The organism is Streptomyces sp. NPDC017520 (genome assembly GCF_044329855.1).
Classification (GTDB): Bacteria; Actinomycetota; Actinomycetes; order Streptomycetales; family Streptomycetaceae; genus Streptomyces.
The window spans coordinates 76,406-94,408 of the sequence record NZ_JBIRKB010000011.1; the positions used below are offsets into that span (position 1 = coordinate 76,406).

Consider the following 18,003-nt stretch of genomic DNA (forward strand, 5'->3'; position numbering starts at 1 on the left):
CGGGCGGCTGCCGCAGTCCGGCGGCTACCTCAGTTCCAGCATCCTGGTGGGTTGTCCGGTGGTGCGGGCGATGGTCTCGAAGTCGCGGTCGTGGTGGAGCAGGGTCAGGCCCGACTGTTCCGCGGTAGCGGCCACCAGTAGATCCACGGGTCCGGCGCTTCGGTGCCCTCCTTTGGTGGTGAGTTGTTCTTGTACCGTGCGGGCACGCCGAAACACCCCGTCCGGCATGGGGCACCAAGTGAACAGAGCCAGCCGCTCCCGTAGGTTTTCGCGGTCCTCGGTGGAGCGGGCGGAATAAAGCAGTTCCAGCTCGGTGAGGTCGCACAGGGCGACGAGGCCCGCACCGATGCGACGGTTCCAGTCATCGGTGCTCTGGCGCAGGAGGATGCGGGCGAGCGCCGATGTGTCGATGAGGTAGTCGGCGACACTCACGCCGCAGGGCCTCCTCGATAGCGGCGCTTGTCAAGGAGAAAATCCATGTCCAAGCCGCCGTCCTGGGCGATGTCCTGCAGCTCGTGCAGGGCGCGCAGGCGTCGATTGCGCTCGACGATCTCCCGCAGCGCGGTGTTGATCGTCTCGCGCTTCGTCGTGGTTCCCAGCTCTTTGGCGGCCGCCTCGAGCGCTTCGTCGTCAAGATCGATGACCGTTCGACTCATGCTTCACCCCTCGATGTATACAACCATGTATACCAATGTACATGAGTGAATGTATCTCAGGGTGGATCCCGGTGCTGGAGCTACGCACTCCCCCCGACCCCGTCCAGCCGCGCCCGCAGCTCCGGCGTGAGCACGATGTCCTTCGCCGCTGTGTTCTCCTCCAGGTGGGCGACGCTGGACGTGCCCGGGATCGGGAGCATCACCGGGGAGTGGTCCAGCAGCCAGGCCAGGCAGATCTGGGTGGGGGTGGCGTTCAGCTCGGCGGCCACGGCCGCCACCTCCGCGCGGTCGCCCGCCTTGCCCCAGGCCACCGTGCGCCACGGCAGGAAGGCGATGTCCGCCGCCTCGCACGCCGCGAGGACCGGTTCGTGTTCGCGGTCGGTCAGGTTGTAGCGGTTCTGGACGCTCGCGATGTCGACGATCTCCCTGGCCTCGGCCAGCTCGGCGGCCGTCACCTCGGAGAGGCCGACCCGGCCCACCTTGCCCGCCTCGCGCAGCTCCCGCAGGGTGCCGAGCTGGTCGGCGAGCGGGGTCTCCGGGTCGATGCGGTGGAGCTGGAGCAGCTCGATCCGGTCGACGCGGAGTCGGCGCAGGGCGTGATCCACCTCCGCGCGCAGGGACTCCGGGCGGCCGTTCAGGGCCCAGTCGCCCGTCTCGGCGGAGCGGACGACGCCGACCTTCGTCGTGATCAGGAGGTCGTCCGGGTACGGGTGGAGCGCCTCAGCCAGCAGCTCCTCGTTGGCCCCGTACCCGTACAGGTGGGCCGTGTCGATCAGGGTGATCCCCAGCTCGACGGCCCGGCGGGCCACGGCGATGGCCGCCTCGCGGTCCTCGGGCCGTTCGGTGGGCAGGTGCATCGCACCGAACCCCAGCCGCCTCACGGTCAGGTCTCCGCCGATACGGAAGGTCGTCGTCGGTGGCATGTTCGGCACGTTCGGCATGCTCGCTGGAGTTCCCTTGTTCGGACGGCTCCGACAACGTAGCCGCCCGTGCTGTGCGGAGGAAAGGATTCAGGGTGTTCCCGGGCCCTGGAGGAGCTGGAGGTAGTTGCCCACCGGGTCCACGATCGTGGAGAAGAACCAGCCGCCCCCGGTGTCCTCGACCGGCCGCACCCAGGTCACCCCGAGCGTGTTGAGGTGCTTCTCGGCCGCCCGGATGTCGCGCACGGTGAGGTTGATCAGCTGTCGGCCCGGCTCGGCGGCCTTGTCCGCCACGTCGTCGCGCTCGTCGAATCCGATGATCGCCCCGGGGCCGACGATCAGGAAGTGCTCCGCCCAGCGGGCGCCCAGGGGCTCCAGTGCGGCGCGGTACCAGGCGATCAGGGCGGCGGAGTCAGTGCTGCCGATGATGACGCCGAGGCCTGTGATGCCCCCGGTGCCGGTGCCGGTGCCGGTGCCCGTGCCCGTGCTGGTGGCGGTGTTGGTGGCGTCGGTGCTGTCGTCGGTGGAAGCCGTCATGGTCGTTCTCCTTGCGCTGTCGGTCGTTCGTGCCGCGTGCCGTCTGCCGGCCGGGCCGCCCTCGCGTCGGTCGATCCGTCCTGGCTACCACTTCTGACTGTCGGCGGCCGCGCAATTCATCGGCACCCGCCTTCGATGGGCTCCGATGTAACCCCGCCCCTTGTCTGATGGACCGTCAGGTATGACGATGGCGGCCGTCGCCCGGGGTGGACCCGCCCGGGCCGGAGGGGAAGGAGGCCGCCGTGCCGATACTGCCCAGCGGGCCGCTGTCGTACGGGATGCAGCTGCCGGTCCAGTCACAGAGCGTCATCTACGCGGAACCCTGGGAGGCGGCGGCGGCCCCCGCCGATCTCGTCCGCGTGGCCCGCGCCGCCGATCGCGGCGGTTTCGCCTACGTCGCCGGCTGCGATCACGTCGCCATCCCGCGGCGGCTGGCGGACGGCATGAGCACCGTCTGGTACGACCCCGTCGCCACGCTCGCCTTTCTCGCCGGAGTCACCGAGCGTGTCCTCCTGATGAGCCATGTCGCCGTCGTCGGTCTGCGCCACCCGCTCGTCACCGCCAAGCAGTACGCCACCCTCGACCACCTCAGCGGTGGCCGGCTGATCCTCGGGGTCGGGGCCGGGCACGTACGGGAGGAGTTCGAGGCGGTCGGGGCGGACTTCGACGGGCGCGGGAGCGTGCTGGACGAGTCGATCGACGCGCTGCGGGCCGCGCTCGGGCCCGAGGAGTACCCGGAGTTCGCGGGGGAGCGGTTCTCGTTCGGCGGGCTCGGGCAGCTGCCCCGGCCGGCCCAGGAGCGGGTGCCGATCTGGGTGGGCGGCTCCTCGCCGGCCGCCACCCGCCGGGCCGCCGTGCGCGGGGACGGGTGGCTGCCGCAGGGCGATGCCCGGGACCGGCTGCCCGCGCAGATCGCCCGGGTGCACGCCCTGCGGGAGGAGGCGGGGATCGAGGCGCCGATCGTCGTCGGTGCGATCGCCGAGCCGCTGTACGTGGGTGAGCCCGGCTGGTCCGTGGGGCGGCGGACGCTCACAGGGAAGCCGGAGGCCCTCGCGGAGTCGCTGCGGGAGTACGCGGCGATCGGCGTGCACCAGATCCAGGTCCGCTTCCGGAGCCGGAGCGTGGACGAACTGACCGATCAGATGGCGGCGTTCGGCGCGGACGTGGCCCCTCACCTCGGTACGTGAAGGAGACGGACATGGGCAAGCTGGACGGGCGGGTCGTCCTGGTCACCGGGGCGGCGCGCGGGCAGGGCGAGCAGGAGGCGCGGCTCTTCGCGGCCGAGGGTGCGCGGGTCGTCGTCGCCGATGTGCTGGTCGGGCAAGGGGAGGCGTTGGCAGCGGAGTTGGGTGAGGAGTTCGGGGCGGACGCCGCCCGGTTCGTGCGGCTGGACGTGGGGTGCGAGGAGGACTGGGCCGCCGCCGTCGCCGTGGCCAAAAACTCCTTCGGGAAGATCGACGGGCTCGTCAACAACGCGGGCATCCTGCGCTTCAACGAACTGGTCAACACCCCGCTGGCCGAGTTCGAGCAGGTGGTGCGGGTCAATATGACGGGCGCGTTCCTCGGGATACGCGCCGTCGCACCCGAGATCGAGGCCGCGGGCGGCGGGACGATCGTCAACACGTCCTCGTACACCGGTCTGACCGGCATGCCCCTGGTCGGCGCCTACGCCGCGACCAAGCACGCGGTGCTGGGGCTGACCAAGGTCGCCGCCATGGAGCTGGCGGGGAAGGGCATCCGGGTCAACGCCGTCTGCCCGGGGGCCGTCGACACCGCGATGAGCAACCCGGCGCTGCTGGACGCGGACGCGGACACCGACCTGTCGACGTCGAGCGCGGCTCTGGACGCGTACTACCGCAAGCTCGTGCCGATGGGGCGGATCGGCCGGCCCGAGGAGGTCGCCGCGCTGGTCCTGTTCCTGACCGGCCCGGACTCCTCGTACATCACCGGGCAGCCGTTCGTCGTGGACGGGGGGTGGCTGGCGGGCGTCAGCCCGTTCTGACGGTACGTCAGCTATTGACGGGTCGCGGCGGTGGTGGAACAGTCGGTCGCATCGCAATCTGACGGTACGTCAGGAAAATCGCCGGAAGAACATGAAGAACTTGAGGACGGTGAACCTCCGTGGAATTCGGGCTCTTTGTTCAGGGGTACGTGCCCGCCGCGCGTGCCAGGGTGGACCCCGAGGCAGAGCACAAGGCGCTGATCGAGGAGACCGAGTACGTCATCCAGGCGGACAAGTCCGGCTTCAAGTACGCCTGGGCCTCCGAGCACCACTTCCTGGAGGAGTACTCGCACCTCTCCGCCAACGACGTGTACCTCGGCTATCTCGCCCACGCCACCGAGCGCATCCACCTCGGCTCCGGCATCTTCAACCCGCTCGCCCCCGTCAACCATCCGGTGAAGGTCGCCGAGAAGGTCGCGATGCTCGACCATCTCTCCGAGGGACGCTTCGAGTTCGGCACCGGGCGGGGTGCGGGCAGCCACGAGATCCTCGGGTTCATGCCGGGCATCACCGACATGAACCACACGAAGGAGCTGTGGGAGGAGACGATCGCGGAGTTCCCCAAGATGTGGCTCCAGGACGAGTACGTCGGCTTCCAGGGCAAGCACTGGTCCCTGCCGCCGCGCAAGATCCTGCCGAAGCCGTACGGGAAGTCCCACCCGGCCATGTGGTACGCGGCCGGGTCGCCGTCCTCGTACGCCATGGCGGGCAGGAAGGGGCTCGGCGTGCTGGGCTTCAGCGTGCAGAAGGTCTCCGACATGGAGTGGGTCGTCGAGTCCTACAAGAACGCGGTCAAGGACGCCGAGCCGGTGGGCGCGTTCGTCAACGACAACGTGATGGTGACGTCCACCGCGATCTGCGCCGAGACGCACGCCAAGGCGGTGGAGATCGCGGTCGGCGGTGGGCTCAACTACCTCCAGTCGCTGCTGTTCCGCTACCACGACACGTTCCCCCGGCCGGAGGGGATCCCGGAGTGGCCGCAGCTGCTGCCGGAGTACACCGAGGAGATCGTCGAGCTGCTCATCGCGGAGGAGCTGATGATCTGCGGGGATCCCGACGAGGTGCTGAAGCAGTGCCGGCGGTGGGATCGGGCGGGGGCGGACCAGTTGAGCTTCGGGCTGCCGATCGGGATCAGTCCCGAGGACACGATGAACACGATCCGGTTGATCGGGGAGCATGTGATTCCGCGGATCGATACGGATCCCGTGCATCGGACCTCGCGGTTCCGGGCCGCGGGCTGACCGCACGGGGCTTCGCCCCGGGCCCCGCGCGGCCCCGGGCCCACGTCGGGGCTCCGCCCCGAGCCCCGCGCCTCAAACGCCGGCGGGGCTGGTGTTCGGGGCTCCGCCCCGGACCCCGCGCCTCAAACGCCGGCGGGGCTGGGATGCGCCCTCAATCGCCGGCGGGGCTGGTGTTCGGGGCTCCGCCCCGGACCCCGCTCCTCAATCGCCGGAGGGGCTGAGATGCGCGCCTCGATCGCCGGCCGGGCTGTGAGATGCGCGCCTCAAACGCCGGCGGGCTGGGTTTGCCGCCGGGGTCGGGTTTTCAAGCCCCTCCGGCGATTGAGGAGCGGGGGTGTGGGGGCCGAGCCCCCGCCGACAAGCCGGGCGGCGTCTTCCCGGACCGTCGCCCTGATGAGCCGGGGTGCGTACCGCGGCCGAAAGCGTGCGCACCCCGGCTGTCCCACGCGCCCGAGCTGTCCCACGCGCCCGAGCCGTCCCACGCACCGAGCCGGAGAAGGAAACCCGAGAAGGGAACCGTCATGCTCGACCACCTCATCCGCCGCGCGACCGTCGTGGACGGCACCGGCGGCCCCGCCCGTACCGCCGACGTCGGCATCCGCGAGGGCCGGATCGCCGTCGTCGCCGAGCCGGGGACGATCACCGAAGAGGCCGTCACCAGCGAGGACGCCGACGGGCTCGTCCTCGCCCCCGGCTTCGTCGACCCGCACACCCACTACGACGCCCAGCTCTTCTGGGACCCCTACGCCACCCCCTCCATGAACCACGGCGTCACCACCGTCGCGGGCGGCAACTGCGGGTTCACCCTCGCCCCGCTCCACCCCGACCGGCCCGAGGACGCCGACTACACCCGGCGGATGATGTCGCGGGTCGAGGGAATGGCGCTCGCCGCGCTGGAGGAAGGCGTCGACTGGAGCTGGTCCACCTTCCGCGAGTACCTCGACGCCCTCGAAGGGCGCATCGCCGTCAACGCCGGGTTCATGGTCGGGCACTGCGCCCTGCGCCGGTACGTCATGGGCGCGGACGCGATCGGCGGGCAGCCCACGCCCGCGCAGCTGGACGCCATGCTCGCCCTGTTCCACGACGCGATGGACGCGGGAGCCTGGGGGCTCTCCACCACCCAGTCCTCCACCCACTCCGACGGTGACGGCGAGCCCGTCGCCTCCCGGCACGCCCGGCCCGAGGAACTGCTCGCCCTGTCCCGCGCGGTCGGCGAGCACGAGGGGACGCAGCTGGAGGCGATCGTCGCCGGCTGCCTGGACCAGTTCTCCGACGAGGAGATCGACCTCTTCGTCGACATGACCGCCGCCGCCGGACGCCCGCTCAACTGGAACGTCCTCACCATCGACGCCGCCGTCCCCGAACGCGTACCACGCCAGTTGATCCCGAGTGAGCGAGCCCGTCGCGCCGGCGGGCGGATCGTGGCCCTCACCATGCCGATCCTCACCCCCATGAACATGTCGCTCGGCACCTTCTGCGCCCTCAACCTCATCCCCGGATGGGGCGAGATCCTCGCCCTCCCCGTCGCCGAGCGGATCGAACGCCTCCGGGACGCCGGCACCCGCGCCGAGATGCTGCGCCGTGCCGACAGCAAGGAGGCCGGGGTCTTCCGCCGGCTCGCCAACTTCGGCCGTTACGTCATCGGGGACACCTACAGCGCCGCGAACGAGGGGCTCAGCGGACGCGTCGTCGACGACATCGCCGCCGAGCGCGACCAGGACGCCTTCCACTGCCTGGTCGAGATCTGCGCCGCCGACGACCTGCGTACGGTCCTGTGGCCGATGCCCACGGACAACGACCCGGACTCCTGGGCGCTGCGGCAGCGGACCTGGGAGCACGAGGACGTCCTGCTCGGCGGCTCCGACGCGGGCGCGCACCTGGACCGGATGTGCGGGGCCCCGTACACCACGCGCTTCCTCGGCGACTGTCTGCGGGGGCGGAGACTCGTCTCCCTGACCGCCGCCGTGAAGATGCTCACCGACGACCCGGCGCGGCTCTTCGGGCTGCGCGAGCGCGGGCGGATCGAGGAGGGCTTCCACGCCGACCTCGTCCTCTTCGACCCCGAGCGGATCGACGCCGGGCCCGCCACCCTCGTCCACGACCTGCCCGGGGACAGCCCGCGCCTGGACTCCAAGGCCATCGGGATCGTCTCCGTACGCGTCAACGGGGTAGAGACCCTGCGCGACGACAAGGTGACCGGGGCGGTGCCGGGGACGGTGCTGCGCTCGGGCCGCGACACCCGGACGGTGAGTACGGCGTGAGCGACAGCGGCCCCGGCAAGCTCTTCATCGGCGGGGAGTGGACCGAGCCCGCCGCCGGGCACTACGAGGTCATCGACCCCGCCACCGAGGAGGTCGTCGGCCTCGCCCCCGAGGCGAGCCGCGCCCAGGTGCACGAGGCCGCCGCGGCGGCGAAAGCGGCCTTCCCGGCCTGGTCGCGGACCCGGCCCGAGGAGCGTGCCGCGATCCTCGACCGGGCCGCCGACATGGTCCAGCGCGACTTCCTCGCGCACGCCGAGGTCGCGCGGGCGGAGAGCGGCGCCACCGCCTCCACCGCCCGGTCCCTACAGGTGGGGGTGGGCATCGCCCGCTTCCGGCGGTACGCGCGCGGGGCCCTGGAACCCGTCGAGGAAGCCGTCGCACCCCAGATCAACGAGGCCGGTCCGATGGGGCGGGCCGGAGTCTTCGGGGCGCTGGCCGTCCGCCAGCCGGTCGGCGTGATCACGTGCGTCACCTCGTACAACAACCCCTGGGCCAACCCGGCGGGCAAGATCGCGCCCGCGCTCGCGATGGGCAACACGGTCGTGGTGAAGCCCGCCCCGCAGGACCCGCTCTCCGTCTACCGTATGGCCGCCGCCCTCACGGAGGCGGGTGTTCCGCCGGGCGTCGTGAACGTCGTCACCGGGTCGGGCGCGGAGGCGGGAGAGGCCGCGGTCGACTCCCCGGACGTGGACATGGTCAGCTTCACCGGGTCCACCGCCGTGGGGCAGCGCATCGCGGAGGTGTGCGGGCGCGGGATGAAACGGCAGCTGATGGAGCTGGGCGGCAAGGGCGCGGCGCTCGTCCTCGACGACGCCGACGTGGACGTGGCCGTCGCGGGCATCGGCACGACGTTCTCCTTCTACAGCGGACAGATCTGTACGGCTCCGACCCGCGTCCTGGTCCACCGGTCCCGGCAGGACGAGCTGATCGCCGCGCTCACCGCGTACGCGAACCGGCTCACCGTCGGCGACCCCCGCGACCGGGCCACCGTCGTCGGCCCGGTCATCTCCGCGGCCCACCGCGACCGCGTCGAGGCGTACGTCGAGCTGGGCCGGAAGGAGGGCGCGCGGATCGTCACCGGCGGCGCCCGGCCGGGCCACCTGGACCGGGGCTTCTACGTGGCGCCCACGCTGCTGGCCGACTGCACGCCGGACATGCGGGTGGTCCGCGAGGAGATCTTCGGGCCGGTCGTGGTGGTCGTCCCCTTCGACGACGAGGAGGAGGGCGTCGCCCTGGCCAACGACAGCGACTACGGCCTCATCGACTACGTGTGGTCCCGGGACGTGGCCCGCGCCTTCCGGATCGCCCGCCGGTTGCGCGCGGGCGGGGTCGGCGTCAACACGGTCGGGCGGAACATGGAGGCCCCGTTCGGCGGGTTCAAGAAGAGCGGGGTGGGGCGGGACGTGGGCTCGTACGCGCTGCACGCCTACAGCGAGACGCAGGCGATCGTCTGGCCCGGCTGAGGGCGCTCCACGAGGGCGCGGGAAAATTTTGAATCAGTACAAAATGGACAGGGCTGCGATTACCGTACGTTGCCATGCCTGGCCGCACGGCGTGTATTGCAAGGTTTCACGCGAATGTGACCTTGAATTGATGAAGCGTTCATGGGGAGTTGGCTGATATATCCAAGGGTGAGACGTTGGAGTCTCACGCTCCGGATGTGGATATCGCAGCGCATAGCGTCCTCCTCATGACTCAGCTGGACGCGCGGCCAGGGGCCGGAGACACGGTACGGGGAAGTGCCCCGGCCGACGGTGGTGACGGCCGCGGTGGCGTACGGGGCAAGGGGCTCGGCGGGAACTCCGTCGGTCTCATGGGCAGCGCCGTCATCGGCGTCTCGACCGTCGCCCCCGTCTACTGCCTGACCTCCACCCTCGGCTCCACCGCCGGAGAGGTCGGCGTGCAGATGCCCGCCGTCTTCCTGGCCGGATTCCTGCCGATGCTGCTCGTGGCCTTCGCCTACCGCGAGCTGAACCGGGCGATGCCGGACTGCGGCACCTCCTTCACCTGGACGGTGAAGGCGTTCGGCCCGCGCGTCGGCTGGATGTGCGGCTGGGGCCTGGTGATCGCGACGATCATCGTGCTGTCCAACCTGGCGGGCGTCGCCACCTCGTACTTCTGGCTGCTCGCGGGGGAGATCACCGGCAGTGCGTCGGTCGCCGCCCTGGACGACAGCAAGCCGGTCCACATCCTCACCTGCCTGGTCCTCATCGCCGTCGCCACCGCCATCAGCTACCGGGGCATGACCGCCACCAAGGGCATCCAGTACGCCCTGGTCGGGCTCCAGCTGGTCGTCCTCGCCGTGTTCGTGACGATGGCCCTGAGCAAGGCGGGCAGCGGCGGGCCGGAGTTCGCCTCCTCGCTCGACTTCTCCTGGTCCTGGCTGAACCCGTTCGCCGTCCAGTCCTTCGCGGCCTTCACGGCGGGGCTGTCCCTCTCGATCTTCATGTTCTGGGGCTGGGACGCCTGCCTGACCGCCAACGAGGAGACCACCGGCAGCGAGAAGACCCCCGGCCGCGCGGCCCTCATCGCGATGGTCGTCCTGGTCGGCTCCTACCTCGCCACCGGCATCGCCGCGCAGATGGCCGTCGGCTCCGGCACCTCCGGGCTCGGCCTCGCCAACCCGGACACCTCCGACAACGTCTTCGCCGCCCTCGCCGGACCGGTGATGGGCCCCGGCCTCGGCGTCCTGCTCTTCCTCGCGGTCCTCGCCTCGGCCGCCGCCAGCCTCCAGACCACGTTCATCCCGGTGGCCCGCACGGTGCTCGCGATGTCCGCGTACGAGGCGATGCCGGCCTCGTACGCCAAGGTCCACCCCCGCTTCAAGACCCCTGGCCGGGCGACGATCACGGCGGGCATCGGCACCGGCGTCTTCTACACCGTGATGACCCTGGTCAGCGAGCACGTCCTGGTCGACACCATCTACGCGCTCGGCCTCATGATCTGTTTCTACTACGCGCTGACCGCCTTCGCCTGCGCCTGGTACTTCCGCGCCGAACTGACCCGCTCCGCCCGGGACCTCGTCTTCAAGGGCCTCTTCCCCCTGCTCGGCGGAACCCTGCTCGCCGCCGTCTTCACCAAGACCCTCTACGACATGTGGGACCCGGCGTACGGCTCCGGATCCTCGGTCCTCGGCGTCGGATCGGTGTTCGTCATCGGCGTGGGGCTGCTGCTCCTCGGCGTCGTGCTGATGGTCGCGATGGAGCGCCGCAGCCCGGCGTTCTTCCGGGGCGAGGTCCTGACGAAGGAGACCCCGGCCCTCGTGGTCCGGGACTGAACCCCCGGGGCCACGCGGTGCCTCGTACGATGAGCCCATGACGCGAGCTTCGACGGGGCGATGGCTCCAGGTGGTCGGTATCGCCCACGGCGCCATCGGCGCGGTGATCTACCGCGACGTGCTCGCCGACCTGGGGCGGGACGGGGTCGGCTCCGTGCCCGAACGGGGCGACCGTGCCGCCGCCTTCTGGTTCATGGCCGCCGCCCCCACCCTGTGGCTGGGCGGACGGCTGCTGCGCTCGGCGGAGGAGCACGACGACATCCCGGCCCAGCGCGCGGCGGGCATCGCCCTGACCGCCGTCGGCGTGGTCGGCACGGTGGCCATGCCGAAGAGCGGGTTTCCGAGCCTGGTGGGGATCGGCGGCGTCCTGCTGCGCAGGTCGCTGCGGTCCGGGGGCGCGTAGGCGGGCACGGCGAGCGCCGGAGCGGCCGGCAGCTCCGGCAGGGCCGCCCTTCACCTCGGAGACGAGATGCGCGCCCGCCTCTCGGCGCTCCACGGGGTGCGGAATGAGGTGGGCCCCGTCGAGGCGGAGCGGCAGTCTCCGGTCCTCCGCGTCCGTGCGCGCAGGGGCCCAGGCCGGCCCAGGCCCTGATCCGCCGGACACGCCCTAAGGCGCCGGGTCCGCCCCGTCCGGGTGCAGCGCGCCGCCCGGCCGGAACAGCCGCTTGGCCACCGCGTGCCCGGCCTCCGCCGCCATCCGGAACCACAGCTCCGCCGCCGCCAGCCCCTCGCGCTGCTCGACCAGGCGGCCCAGCTCCCACATCGACTCCACGTCACCGGCCCTCACCGCCTGCCGCAGCAGCCGCTCGGCCGTGTCGGGGCGCCCCTCGGCCCGCGCGGTCAGGGCGAGCGCCCGCAGCCCCCGCACGGCCCGGGCGTCCCCGGCCGCGGCCGCCGCCGCGAGCTTCGCCGGATCGACGGGGCGGCGCGTACGGCTCCGGAACAGCAGCAGGATCCCGAGCACCCACATGATCCAGCTCAGGCTGATCAGCGTGCCGTTGCCGGTGACGACCCCCGTCAGGCTCAGCGCGCCGCCCGCCGGCAACAGGAAGTACCCCAGTCCCGGCCCCATTCCCGGTCCCCGCCCCATTCCCCGCCCCGGCCCCGGCCCCAGTCCCGGCCCCATCGCAACTCCTCTCCGTCCGCTCCCGACGCACACGGACGACGGTCTCGGATTTCCTTGTCGTACGGCATACCTTGGCCCTTCGCACGCATGACGCGCTGACGGACGACGGAGGTGTTCTCGATGCGGATCTCCACAACGATCTTCCTCACCGACGAGACGGTGACCCCGGTCAGGCTCGCCCGCGAGCTGGAGCAGCGGGGGTTCGGCGGGCTGTATCTGCCCGAGCACACGCACATCCCGGTGATCCGCTCCACGCCGTCCCCGATGGGCGGGGAGCTGCCCCGGGAGTACGGCCGCACCCTGGACCCGTTCGTCGCCCTCGGCCAGGCCGCCGCCGTCACCGAGCGCCTCGCCCTGGGCACCGGCATCACCCTGGTCGCCCAGCACGACCCGATCGGCCTGGCCAAACAGGCGGCCACCCTGGACCACCTCTCCGGCGGCCGGTTCACCCTCGGCGTCGGCTACGGCTGGAACGTCGAGGAGGCGGCCGACCACGGGGTCGAGTGGTCCACGCGCCGGGAGCTGGCGCGGGACCGGATGGCCCTGATGCGGGCCCTGTGGTCGGACGAGCCGACCGCGTACGAGGGCGTGTTCGGGTCGGTGCGGGCGAGCGAGGCGCACCCCAAGCCCGCCCAGCGCCCGCGCGGCCCGGTCAACGGCCCGCGCACCCTGATCGGCGGCAGGGCGGGCCCGAAGCTGTTCGCGCACATCGCGGAGTACGCGGACGGCTGGCTGCCCATCGGCGGCGGGGGCCTCACCGAGTCCCTGCCGAAGCTGCGGGCGGCCTGGGAGGAGGCCGGGCGCGACCCGAAAGGCCTCCAGGTGGTGCCGTACGCGGTGCTGCCCAGCCCGGGGAAGCTCGCCCACTACGCGGAGCTGGGCATCGAGGAGGTCGTGCTCCAGCTGCCCCCGGCGGACGAGCCGGAGGTCCTGCGGAGGCTGGACGACTACGCCGCGTACCTCTGACGGCTACGCGACTACGCCGGGTACCACCGGCGGTCACGCCGTGTACCACCGAGGGCGGGTGTCCGGGGCCGCCGGTGCAACCGGGCGCGTCCACAGGGCATCCTTGTTCATCGGGTAACGCATACGCGGGCCCGGTCGGCGGGCGCCCCGTCGTACGGACCGGAGCCCGCCCGGGTGGGGAGTGGAATGAACAGGCCGTTGCGGCACATAGCCATCTTCTGCGGGCTGCTGGTGCTGGCCCTGCTGCTGCGGGCCAACTGGCTCCAGCACGTCGACCGCCAGGAGCTGGCCCAGCACGAGAAGAACGCCCGCGTGCGGTTCGAACGGTTCGCCACCCCGCGCGGCGACATCATCGTCGGCGGCAAGGCGATCACCGGATCGAAGGAGACCGAGAGCCGGGACTACGCGTTCCTCCGGACCAACAAGGACGGTGCGATGTACGCGCCCGTCACCGGGTACGCCTCCCAGTCCCGGGGCACCTCGCTGCTGGAGCGGACCTACGACAGCGTCCTCAGCGGCCAGGACGACCGGTTCGCCTTCCGGCACGCCAAGGACATCCTGACGGGGCAGCCCCGGCGCGGCGGCGACGTGATCACCACGATCGACGCCAAGGCGCAGAAGGCGGCCTACAAGGGCCTCACCGACCTGGGCGCCCGGGGCGCGGTGGTCGCCCTGGACCCGCGCACCGGCAAGGTGCTGTCCCTGGTCTCCACGCCCTCGTACGACCCCGAGACCTTCGCCGGGATCTCCTTCAAGGAGAGCGACCGCTTCACGGCGCTGGAGAAGAAGAAGGGCAAGCCGCTGGCCAACCGCCCGCTGCGCGAGACCTACCCGCCCGGCTCCACCTTCAAGATCCTCACGGCCGCGGCGGCGCTGGAGCACGGTGTGGTCACGGACGTGGACGCCAAGACGGACGCGGTCTCGCCCTACCCGCTCCCGCTCTCCACCAACAAGATCGGCAGCGAGGCGGGCGACGCGGTGTGCAACAAGGCGTCGATGAAGACCGCCATGCAGTACTCCTGCAACAACGTCTTCCTCGACGCGGCGTCCGAACTGGGCGAGGACCGGATGCGGGAGACGGCGGAGAAGTTCGGCTTCAACGAGGACGTGTACGCGGAGGAGTTCGGCGACATGCTCGCCACGAAGAGCCTCTACCCGCCGAAGCTCGACAAGCCCGGCACGGCCCTCACCGGCATGGGCCAGGGCAGCCTCACCAGCACCCCGATGCAGATGGCGATGGTCACGGCGGCCCTCGCCAACGACGGCAAGCTGATGCAGCCCTACATCGTCGACGAGCTGCGCGGCCCGGACCTCTCCACGCTGGAGAAGAACGAGCCGATGGAGATGAGCCAGGCCGTCTCGTCCGAGACGGCGAAGAAGGTCCAGGAGATGATGGAGTACACCGCGAAGGAGGGCAGCGCCCAGCGCGCCCTGATCGACGGTGTGACGGTCGGCGGCAAGACGGGCACCGCCCAGCGCGGCGTGGACGTCCGCGACGAGGTCCCGTACGGCTGGTTCGTCAGCTACGGCAAGAAGGACGACGGCCGTTCGGTCGCGGTCGCCGTGTTCATCGACCCGACGGACATGGACATCTCCCGCTCCGACATCTCGGGCGGCCGGCTCGGCGCCCCGATCGCGAAGAGCGTGATGCAGGCGGTGCTGGGCGACTGAGACCCCCCGGCCTCCCGTTCGGATCGTGCCGGACCGGGGACCGGCGCGGCGGCTCCGAATTGACGTGTCGTCCGGTCGCTCAGCTGTGCGATCATCATGTGCCCGCCCCTTCACAGGGCGGGCACATGTCGTTGTGCTCAGAGGCCCGCCGAACGAGCTGTCCGCCGAGACCCGGAGCACATCCTTCACCGCTCCGGGGGGAACGGACCCATGCCACCACGTCTGTGTACAGCCGCGAGATCCGCGGCGTACACCGCACTTCTGCTCACGTTCACCGTTCTGGTCACGCTGCTGGTCCCCGTGGGGGCGGCGCGCGCGAGTACCGCCACCGCCACGGCATCCGCCGCCACGACCGCCGCCCAGGCCGCCGCCGCCGAGGACTGCCCGTCCTTCCCGCTCTCCGCGTACGGCGAGGCCGCGCCCGAGGGGAACACGCTCACCCTCCCCGCCGACGGGACCGCCTGCTACACCTTCACCGTCGCGAAGCCCGGCCTGCACCGCCTCCTGGAGTCGGGCACCGGAAGTCACAACGTGTACGCCACCGTCTACGACGGCGAGGAGCAGGTCGACTGCTACGACCCGCAGTGGGGCGAGGGCTGGTGCCGTCTTGAGCGCACCGGCACGTACACGCTGCGGCTGCTCAACAACTGGGCGGACACCAGCCGGTTCACCTTCGGCCTGGTCCCGATCGGCACGGACGAGGGCTGCGCCGCCCCGATCCCGACCGGTTGGGACACCCCGCCCCTCGTGGCCATGACCGCGGGCCCGACGGCCGTGCAGTGCGTGCGGATCGAGGCGAAGCCGGGCGAGCGGCTCACCGACGAGATCACCACCACGAGGTACGGCCACGGCCTCTCCTGGATCACCGACGAGACCGGCGCCCGGATCTGCCCGCGCTTCAACGAGGACGACAGCGAGGGCTGCGTGCTCCCGGGCGACGGCCCCTACCGCGTCCTGTCCCACGTCAGGGAGGCGGAGGGCGGCTTCCCGGCCGAGTACACGCTGAAGGTCCGCCGGATCTCCGACCCGGCCGGCTGCGCCCGGATCCCGGTCAACGCCTACAACTCCGCGCCCACCACCGTGACTCCGGCCACCGGCTGCAAGACGTTCACCGCGGCCCACGCCGGGCCCCACGAGGTCTACGCGGTCGACACCTCCCGCACCAAGCTCACGGTCTACGACCGCGCCGGCAAGACCGTCTGCAATACCTGGGACGGGTGCGATCTTCCCGCGGCCGGTGACTACACGGTCTACACCGACCAGGCCACCCTCGTCATCGACCGCGCCTCGGACGCCGGCTGCGTGCCCGCCGGAATGGGTCTGTACCGGTCCGGCTTCGCCTCGGCGGGGGAGATCGACTGCGTCTCCCTGGACCTTCCCACCGGGGCCCGGATGGCCGCGCTGAAGCCCCTCGGCGGGCCGGGCCCGCACGCCGAGACGACGGTGTACGACGCCGACGGCGCGTACCAGTGCGAGGGGTCCGCCCTCACGTCCGGCACCTGCGAGCTGGACGGCAGGGCGCCCTTCCGGCTGATCGTCTCCACCGACGACGAGCCGGCGACCGGCGCCTACGCGCTGGCGCTGCACCGTACCGACGTCGCGTCCGGCTGCCCGGCCGTCCCGGCCGGCGACTTCACCGCACAGAGCCCCGCCGCCCGGATCACCACCGGCGACGGAGTCTTCTCGCAGTGCCTGAGCATCCCCGCCGACGCGCACAGCGGGCGGGAGAACCTCCAGTTGCAGGCCGCGCCGGGGCAGACGCTGACAGCCGAGTTCACGGTGCTGGACGAGAAGGGCGTCGAGGCCTGCTCGATCTACCCCTCGACCAGCACCTGGACCACCTGCGAGCTGAAGCCCGGCGCCGCGTACACCGTGCTGTTCACGGGCCGGGACAGCAAGACCACCTACACGCTGACCCGGAGGGACGTCACCGCCACCGCGAAGGGCTGCGCGCCCAACCCGGTGGTCAGGGCCGGCGGCCCCTCCTCGGGCGGCGAGATGGGCGCCCCCGGTGAGCTGCGCTGCCGCCGGATCACGACCACCGATGCCGAGGACACCGTGCACGTCGATGTGCGCGACGCCCTGGGCACCGCGAACGTGGTGGTGTACGGCGCGAACGGCGAGGCCCTGTGCAACCGGAACCAGGCGTGCGCGGTCACCGGTTCCACCAGCTACCAGGTCCTGGTCACCGTGCGCGCCGGACTGAAGGCCGCGCCCGACTACCGGTTCGACGCCGTGCGCATCGCCACCTCGGCCGGCCCCGCCGAGGGATGCGTCGCGGTGCCCAACGTCAGTTACGGGTACGGCCCCGTGACCGGCACCCTCGACGAGGCGCACAGCACCTTCTGCGCGGCGCTGCCGACCGCCTACCGCGACCGCTTCGCCATGAAGATCAGCGACACCGACGGCGCCGAGGCGACGGCGGTCCCCGCGCTCTACGACGCCGGCCTCGACAACGGCTGCGTGAAGTACATCCCCACCGGCTACCAGTGCGCCGTCAGCGAGCCCTACTCCAAGGACCCCACCCCGAGCACCCTGGTCCTGTCGCTCCCGGAGACCGCCGCGAAGACCTCGTACTCGGCGGAGGCCGTCTGCTCCGGCATCCGCTGCGGTGCGGAGACGGTCACCATCGGGACGGTCGCCCCGACCACCGGATCGGCGGGCGGCAAGGTGACGGTGACGCTCACGGGGACGGCCCTGCACAAGGACGACGTCGTCCGCCTCGGCCTCGGCGGCAAGAAGGTGGAGTCGACGACCACCGCCGTCTCCGCCGACCGCAGGACGCTCACGGCGGTCCTCGACCTGACCGGCGCCGCGACCGGCGTCTGGAGCGTCTCCGTCATCACGCACAACGGCGTCGAGCACCCGCGGGGTTCGTTCACCGTCACGCCCGCGCGGCTCGCCTCCACCCAGCCGCCGGTGATCACCGGGGCGGCCAAGGTCGGCGCGACGCTGAGCGCGAGCACCGGTTCCTGGACGGTGCCGCCGTCCTCGTACGCGTACCAGTGGAAGGCGGACGGTGTGGCGGTCTCCGGCGCCACGGCCGCCACGTACGCCGTGCCCGCGTCGCTGCTCGGCAAGAAGATCACCGTCACCGTCACCGCCCGCCGCACCGGCGACCCGGACGCCCAGGGAACCTCGGCGGCGGTCACGGTCGCCAGGGGCGACGCCCCGAAGGCGACGATCGCGCCGGTGATCTCCGGCACGGTCAAGGTCGGCGCGACGGTCGGGGTCGGCCGGGGCGCGTGGTCGCCGAAGCCCTCCTCGTGGGCCTACCAGTGGAAGGCGGACGGCGTGGCGATCTCCGGCGCGACGGGCACCACGTACGCGGTGCCGGCGTCGTTGC

General features: G+C 71.6%; 15 protein-coding genes. 10 read left to right on the forward strand and 5 right to left on the reverse strand.

The window, feature by feature from the left end:
• Nucleotides 1-24: 24 nt before the first annotated feature.
• The 4 genes from ACH4KB_RS25515 to ACH4KB_RS25530 all read right to left on the reverse strand — a co-directional run bounded on the left by ACH4KB_RS25515 (nucleotide 25) and on the right by ACH4KB_RS25530 (nucleotide 2,113).
• Nucleotides 25-432: a PIN domain nuclease gene (locus tag ACH4KB_RS25515; protein WP_398068216.1), complete on the reverse strand. Its 408-nt coding sequence runs from the start codon at nucleotides 430-432 to the stop codon at nucleotides 25-27.
• Nucleotides 429-656: a type II toxin-antitoxin system VapB family antitoxin gene (locus ACH4KB_RS25520; RefSeq protein WP_398068217.1), complete on the reverse strand. Its 228-nt coding sequence runs from the start codon at nucleotides 654-656 to the stop codon at nucleotides 429-431. The genes ACH4KB_RS25515 and ACH4KB_RS25520 overlap by 4 nt, the downstream gene beginning before the upstream one ends.
• Before the next feature lie 80 nt (nucleotides 657-736).
• On the reverse strand, nucleotides 737-1,597 hold the full coding sequence (locus ACH4KB_RS25525; RefSeq protein ID WP_398068218.1) for an aldo/keto reductase: 861 nt from the start codon (nucleotides 1,595-1,597) through the stop codon (nucleotides 737-739).
• A gap of 69 nt (nucleotides 1,598-1,666) precedes the next feature.
• The gene (locus ACH4KB_RS25530) at nucleotides 1,667-2,113 is read right to left on the reverse strand and encodes a VOC family protein (protein WP_398068219.1); all 447 of its coding nucleotides are present in this window, start codon (nucleotides 2,111-2,113) and stop codon (nucleotides 1,667-1,669) included.
• 242 nt (nucleotides 2,114-2,355) lie between these two features.
• Here ACH4KB_RS25530 and ACH4KB_RS25535 point away from each other — a divergent pair, with 242 nt between their 5' ends.
• From ACH4KB_RS25535 to ACH4KB_RS25565, 7 genes are all read left to right on the forward strand, one after another.
• Nucleotides 2,356-3,300: an LLM class F420-dependent oxidoreductase gene (locus tag ACH4KB_RS25535; protein WP_398068220.1), complete on the forward strand. Its 945-nt coding sequence runs from the start codon at nucleotides 2,356-2,358 to the stop codon at nucleotides 3,298-3,300.
• Between the two features lie 11 nt (nucleotides 3,301-3,311).
• The gene (locus ACH4KB_RS25540; RefSeq protein WP_398068221.1) at nucleotides 3,312-4,115 is read left to right on the forward strand and encodes an SDR family NAD(P)-dependent oxidoreductase; all 804 of its coding nucleotides are present in this window, start codon (nucleotides 3,312-3,314) and stop codon (nucleotides 4,113-4,115) included.
• A gap of 119 nt (nucleotides 4,116-4,234) precedes the next feature.
• Nucleotides 4,235-5,356: an LLM class flavin-dependent oxidoreductase gene (locus tag ACH4KB_RS25545; protein WP_398068222.1), complete on the forward strand. Its 1,122-nt coding sequence runs from the start codon at nucleotides 4,235-4,237 to the stop codon at nucleotides 5,354-5,356.
• Between the two features lie 521 nt (nucleotides 5,357-5,877).
• On the forward strand, nucleotides 5,878-7,617 hold the full coding sequence (locus tag ACH4KB_RS25550; protein ID WP_398068223.1) for an amidohydrolase family protein: 1,740 nt from the start codon (nucleotides 5,878-5,880) through the stop codon (nucleotides 7,615-7,617).
• On the forward strand, nucleotides 7,614-9,080 hold the full coding sequence (locus ACH4KB_RS25555) for an aldehyde dehydrogenase family protein (protein WP_398068224.1): 1,467 nt from the start codon (nucleotides 7,614-7,616) through the stop codon (nucleotides 9,078-9,080). Before ACH4KB_RS25550 ends, ACH4KB_RS25555 begins: the two co-directional genes overlap by 4 nt.
• 227 nt (nucleotides 9,081-9,307) lie before the next feature.
• Entirely contained in the window at nucleotides 9,308-10,894 is a 1,587-nt protein-coding gene (locus tag ACH4KB_RS25560; protein WP_398068225.1) for an APC family permease, read from the forward strand.
• A gap of 37 nt (nucleotides 10,895-10,931) precedes the next feature.
• Entirely contained in the window at nucleotides 10,932-11,297 is a 366-nt protein-coding gene (locus ACH4KB_RS25565) for a DUF6463 family protein (protein ID WP_398068226.1), read from the forward strand.
• Nucleotides 11,298-11,501: 204 nt separating this feature from the next.
• Here the strand turns inward: ACH4KB_RS25565 and ACH4KB_RS25570 are convergent, their stop codons facing one another.
• The gene (locus tag ACH4KB_RS25570) at nucleotides 11,502-11,966 is read right to left on the reverse strand and encodes a sel1 repeat family protein (RefSeq protein ID WP_398068227.1); all 465 of its coding nucleotides are present in this window, start codon (nucleotides 11,964-11,966) and stop codon (nucleotides 11,502-11,504) included.
• A gap of 174 nt (nucleotides 11,967-12,140) precedes the next feature.
• Here ACH4KB_RS25570 and ACH4KB_RS25575 point away from each other — a divergent pair, with 174 nt between their 5' ends.
• From ACH4KB_RS25575 to ACH4KB_RS25585, 3 genes are all read left to right on the forward strand, one after another.
• Nucleotides 12,141-12,986 (forward strand): LLM class F420-dependent oxidoreductase, encoded by an 846-nt coding sequence (locus tag ACH4KB_RS25575; protein WP_398068228.1) that lies wholly within the window; start codon nucleotides 12,141-12,143, stop codon nucleotides 12,984-12,986.
• Nucleotides 12,987-13,172: 186 nt separating this feature from the next.
• A complete protein-coding gene (locus ACH4KB_RS25580; protein ID WP_398068229.1) occupies nucleotides 13,173-14,657 on the forward strand; it encodes a peptidoglycan D,D-transpeptidase FtsI family protein in 1,485 nt (494 codons plus the stop codon).
• A gap of 210 nt (nucleotides 14,658-14,867) precedes the next feature.
• The coding region (locus ACH4KB_RS25585) for a hypothetical protein (RefSeq protein ID WP_398068230.1) at nucleotides 14,868-18,003 on the forward strand (3,136 nt) is incomplete at its 3' end.

Bases quoted from the DNA above. Each gene is read 5' to 3' on its own strand.
- ACH4KB_RS25520 (WP_398068217.1), bottom strand. From the start codon at position 656: ATGAGTCGAACGGTCATCGATCTTGACGACGAAGCGCTCGAGGCGGCC.
- ACH4KB_RS25525 (WP_398068218.1), bottom strand. From the start codon at position 1,597: ATGCCGAACGTGCCGAACATGCCACCGACGACGACCTTCCGTATCGGC.
- ACH4KB_RS25530 (WP_398068219.1), bottom strand. From the start codon at position 2,113: ATGACGGCTTCCACCGACGACAGCACCGACGCCACCAACACCGCCACC.
- ACH4KB_RS25540 (WP_398068221.1), top strand. From the start codon at position 3,312: ATGGGCAAGCTGGACGGGCGGGTCGTCCTGGTCACCGGGGCGGCGCGC.
- ACH4KB_RS25550 (WP_398068223.1), top strand. From the start codon at position 5,878: ATGCTCGACCACCTCATCCGCCGCGCGACCGTCGTGGACGGCACCGGC.
- ACH4KB_RS25560 (WP_398068225.1), top strand. From the start codon at position 9,308: ATGACTCAGCTGGACGCGCGGCCAGGGGCCGGAGACACGGTACGGGGA.
- ACH4KB_RS25565 (WP_398068226.1), top strand. From the start codon at position 10,932: ATGACGCGAGCTTCGACGGGGCGATGGCTCCAGGTGGTCGGTATCGCC.
- ACH4KB_RS25570 (WP_398068227.1), bottom strand. From the start codon at position 11,966: ATGGGGCCGGGACTGGGGTACTTCCTGTTGCCGGCGGGCGGCGCGCTG.
- ACH4KB_RS25575 (WP_398068228.1), top strand. From the start codon at position 12,141: ATGCGGATCTCCACAACGATCTTCCTCACCGACGAGACGGTGACCCCG.
- ACH4KB_RS25580 (WP_398068229.1), top strand. From the start codon at position 13,173: ATGAACAGGCCGTTGCGGCACATAGCCATCTTCTGCGGGCTGCTGGTG.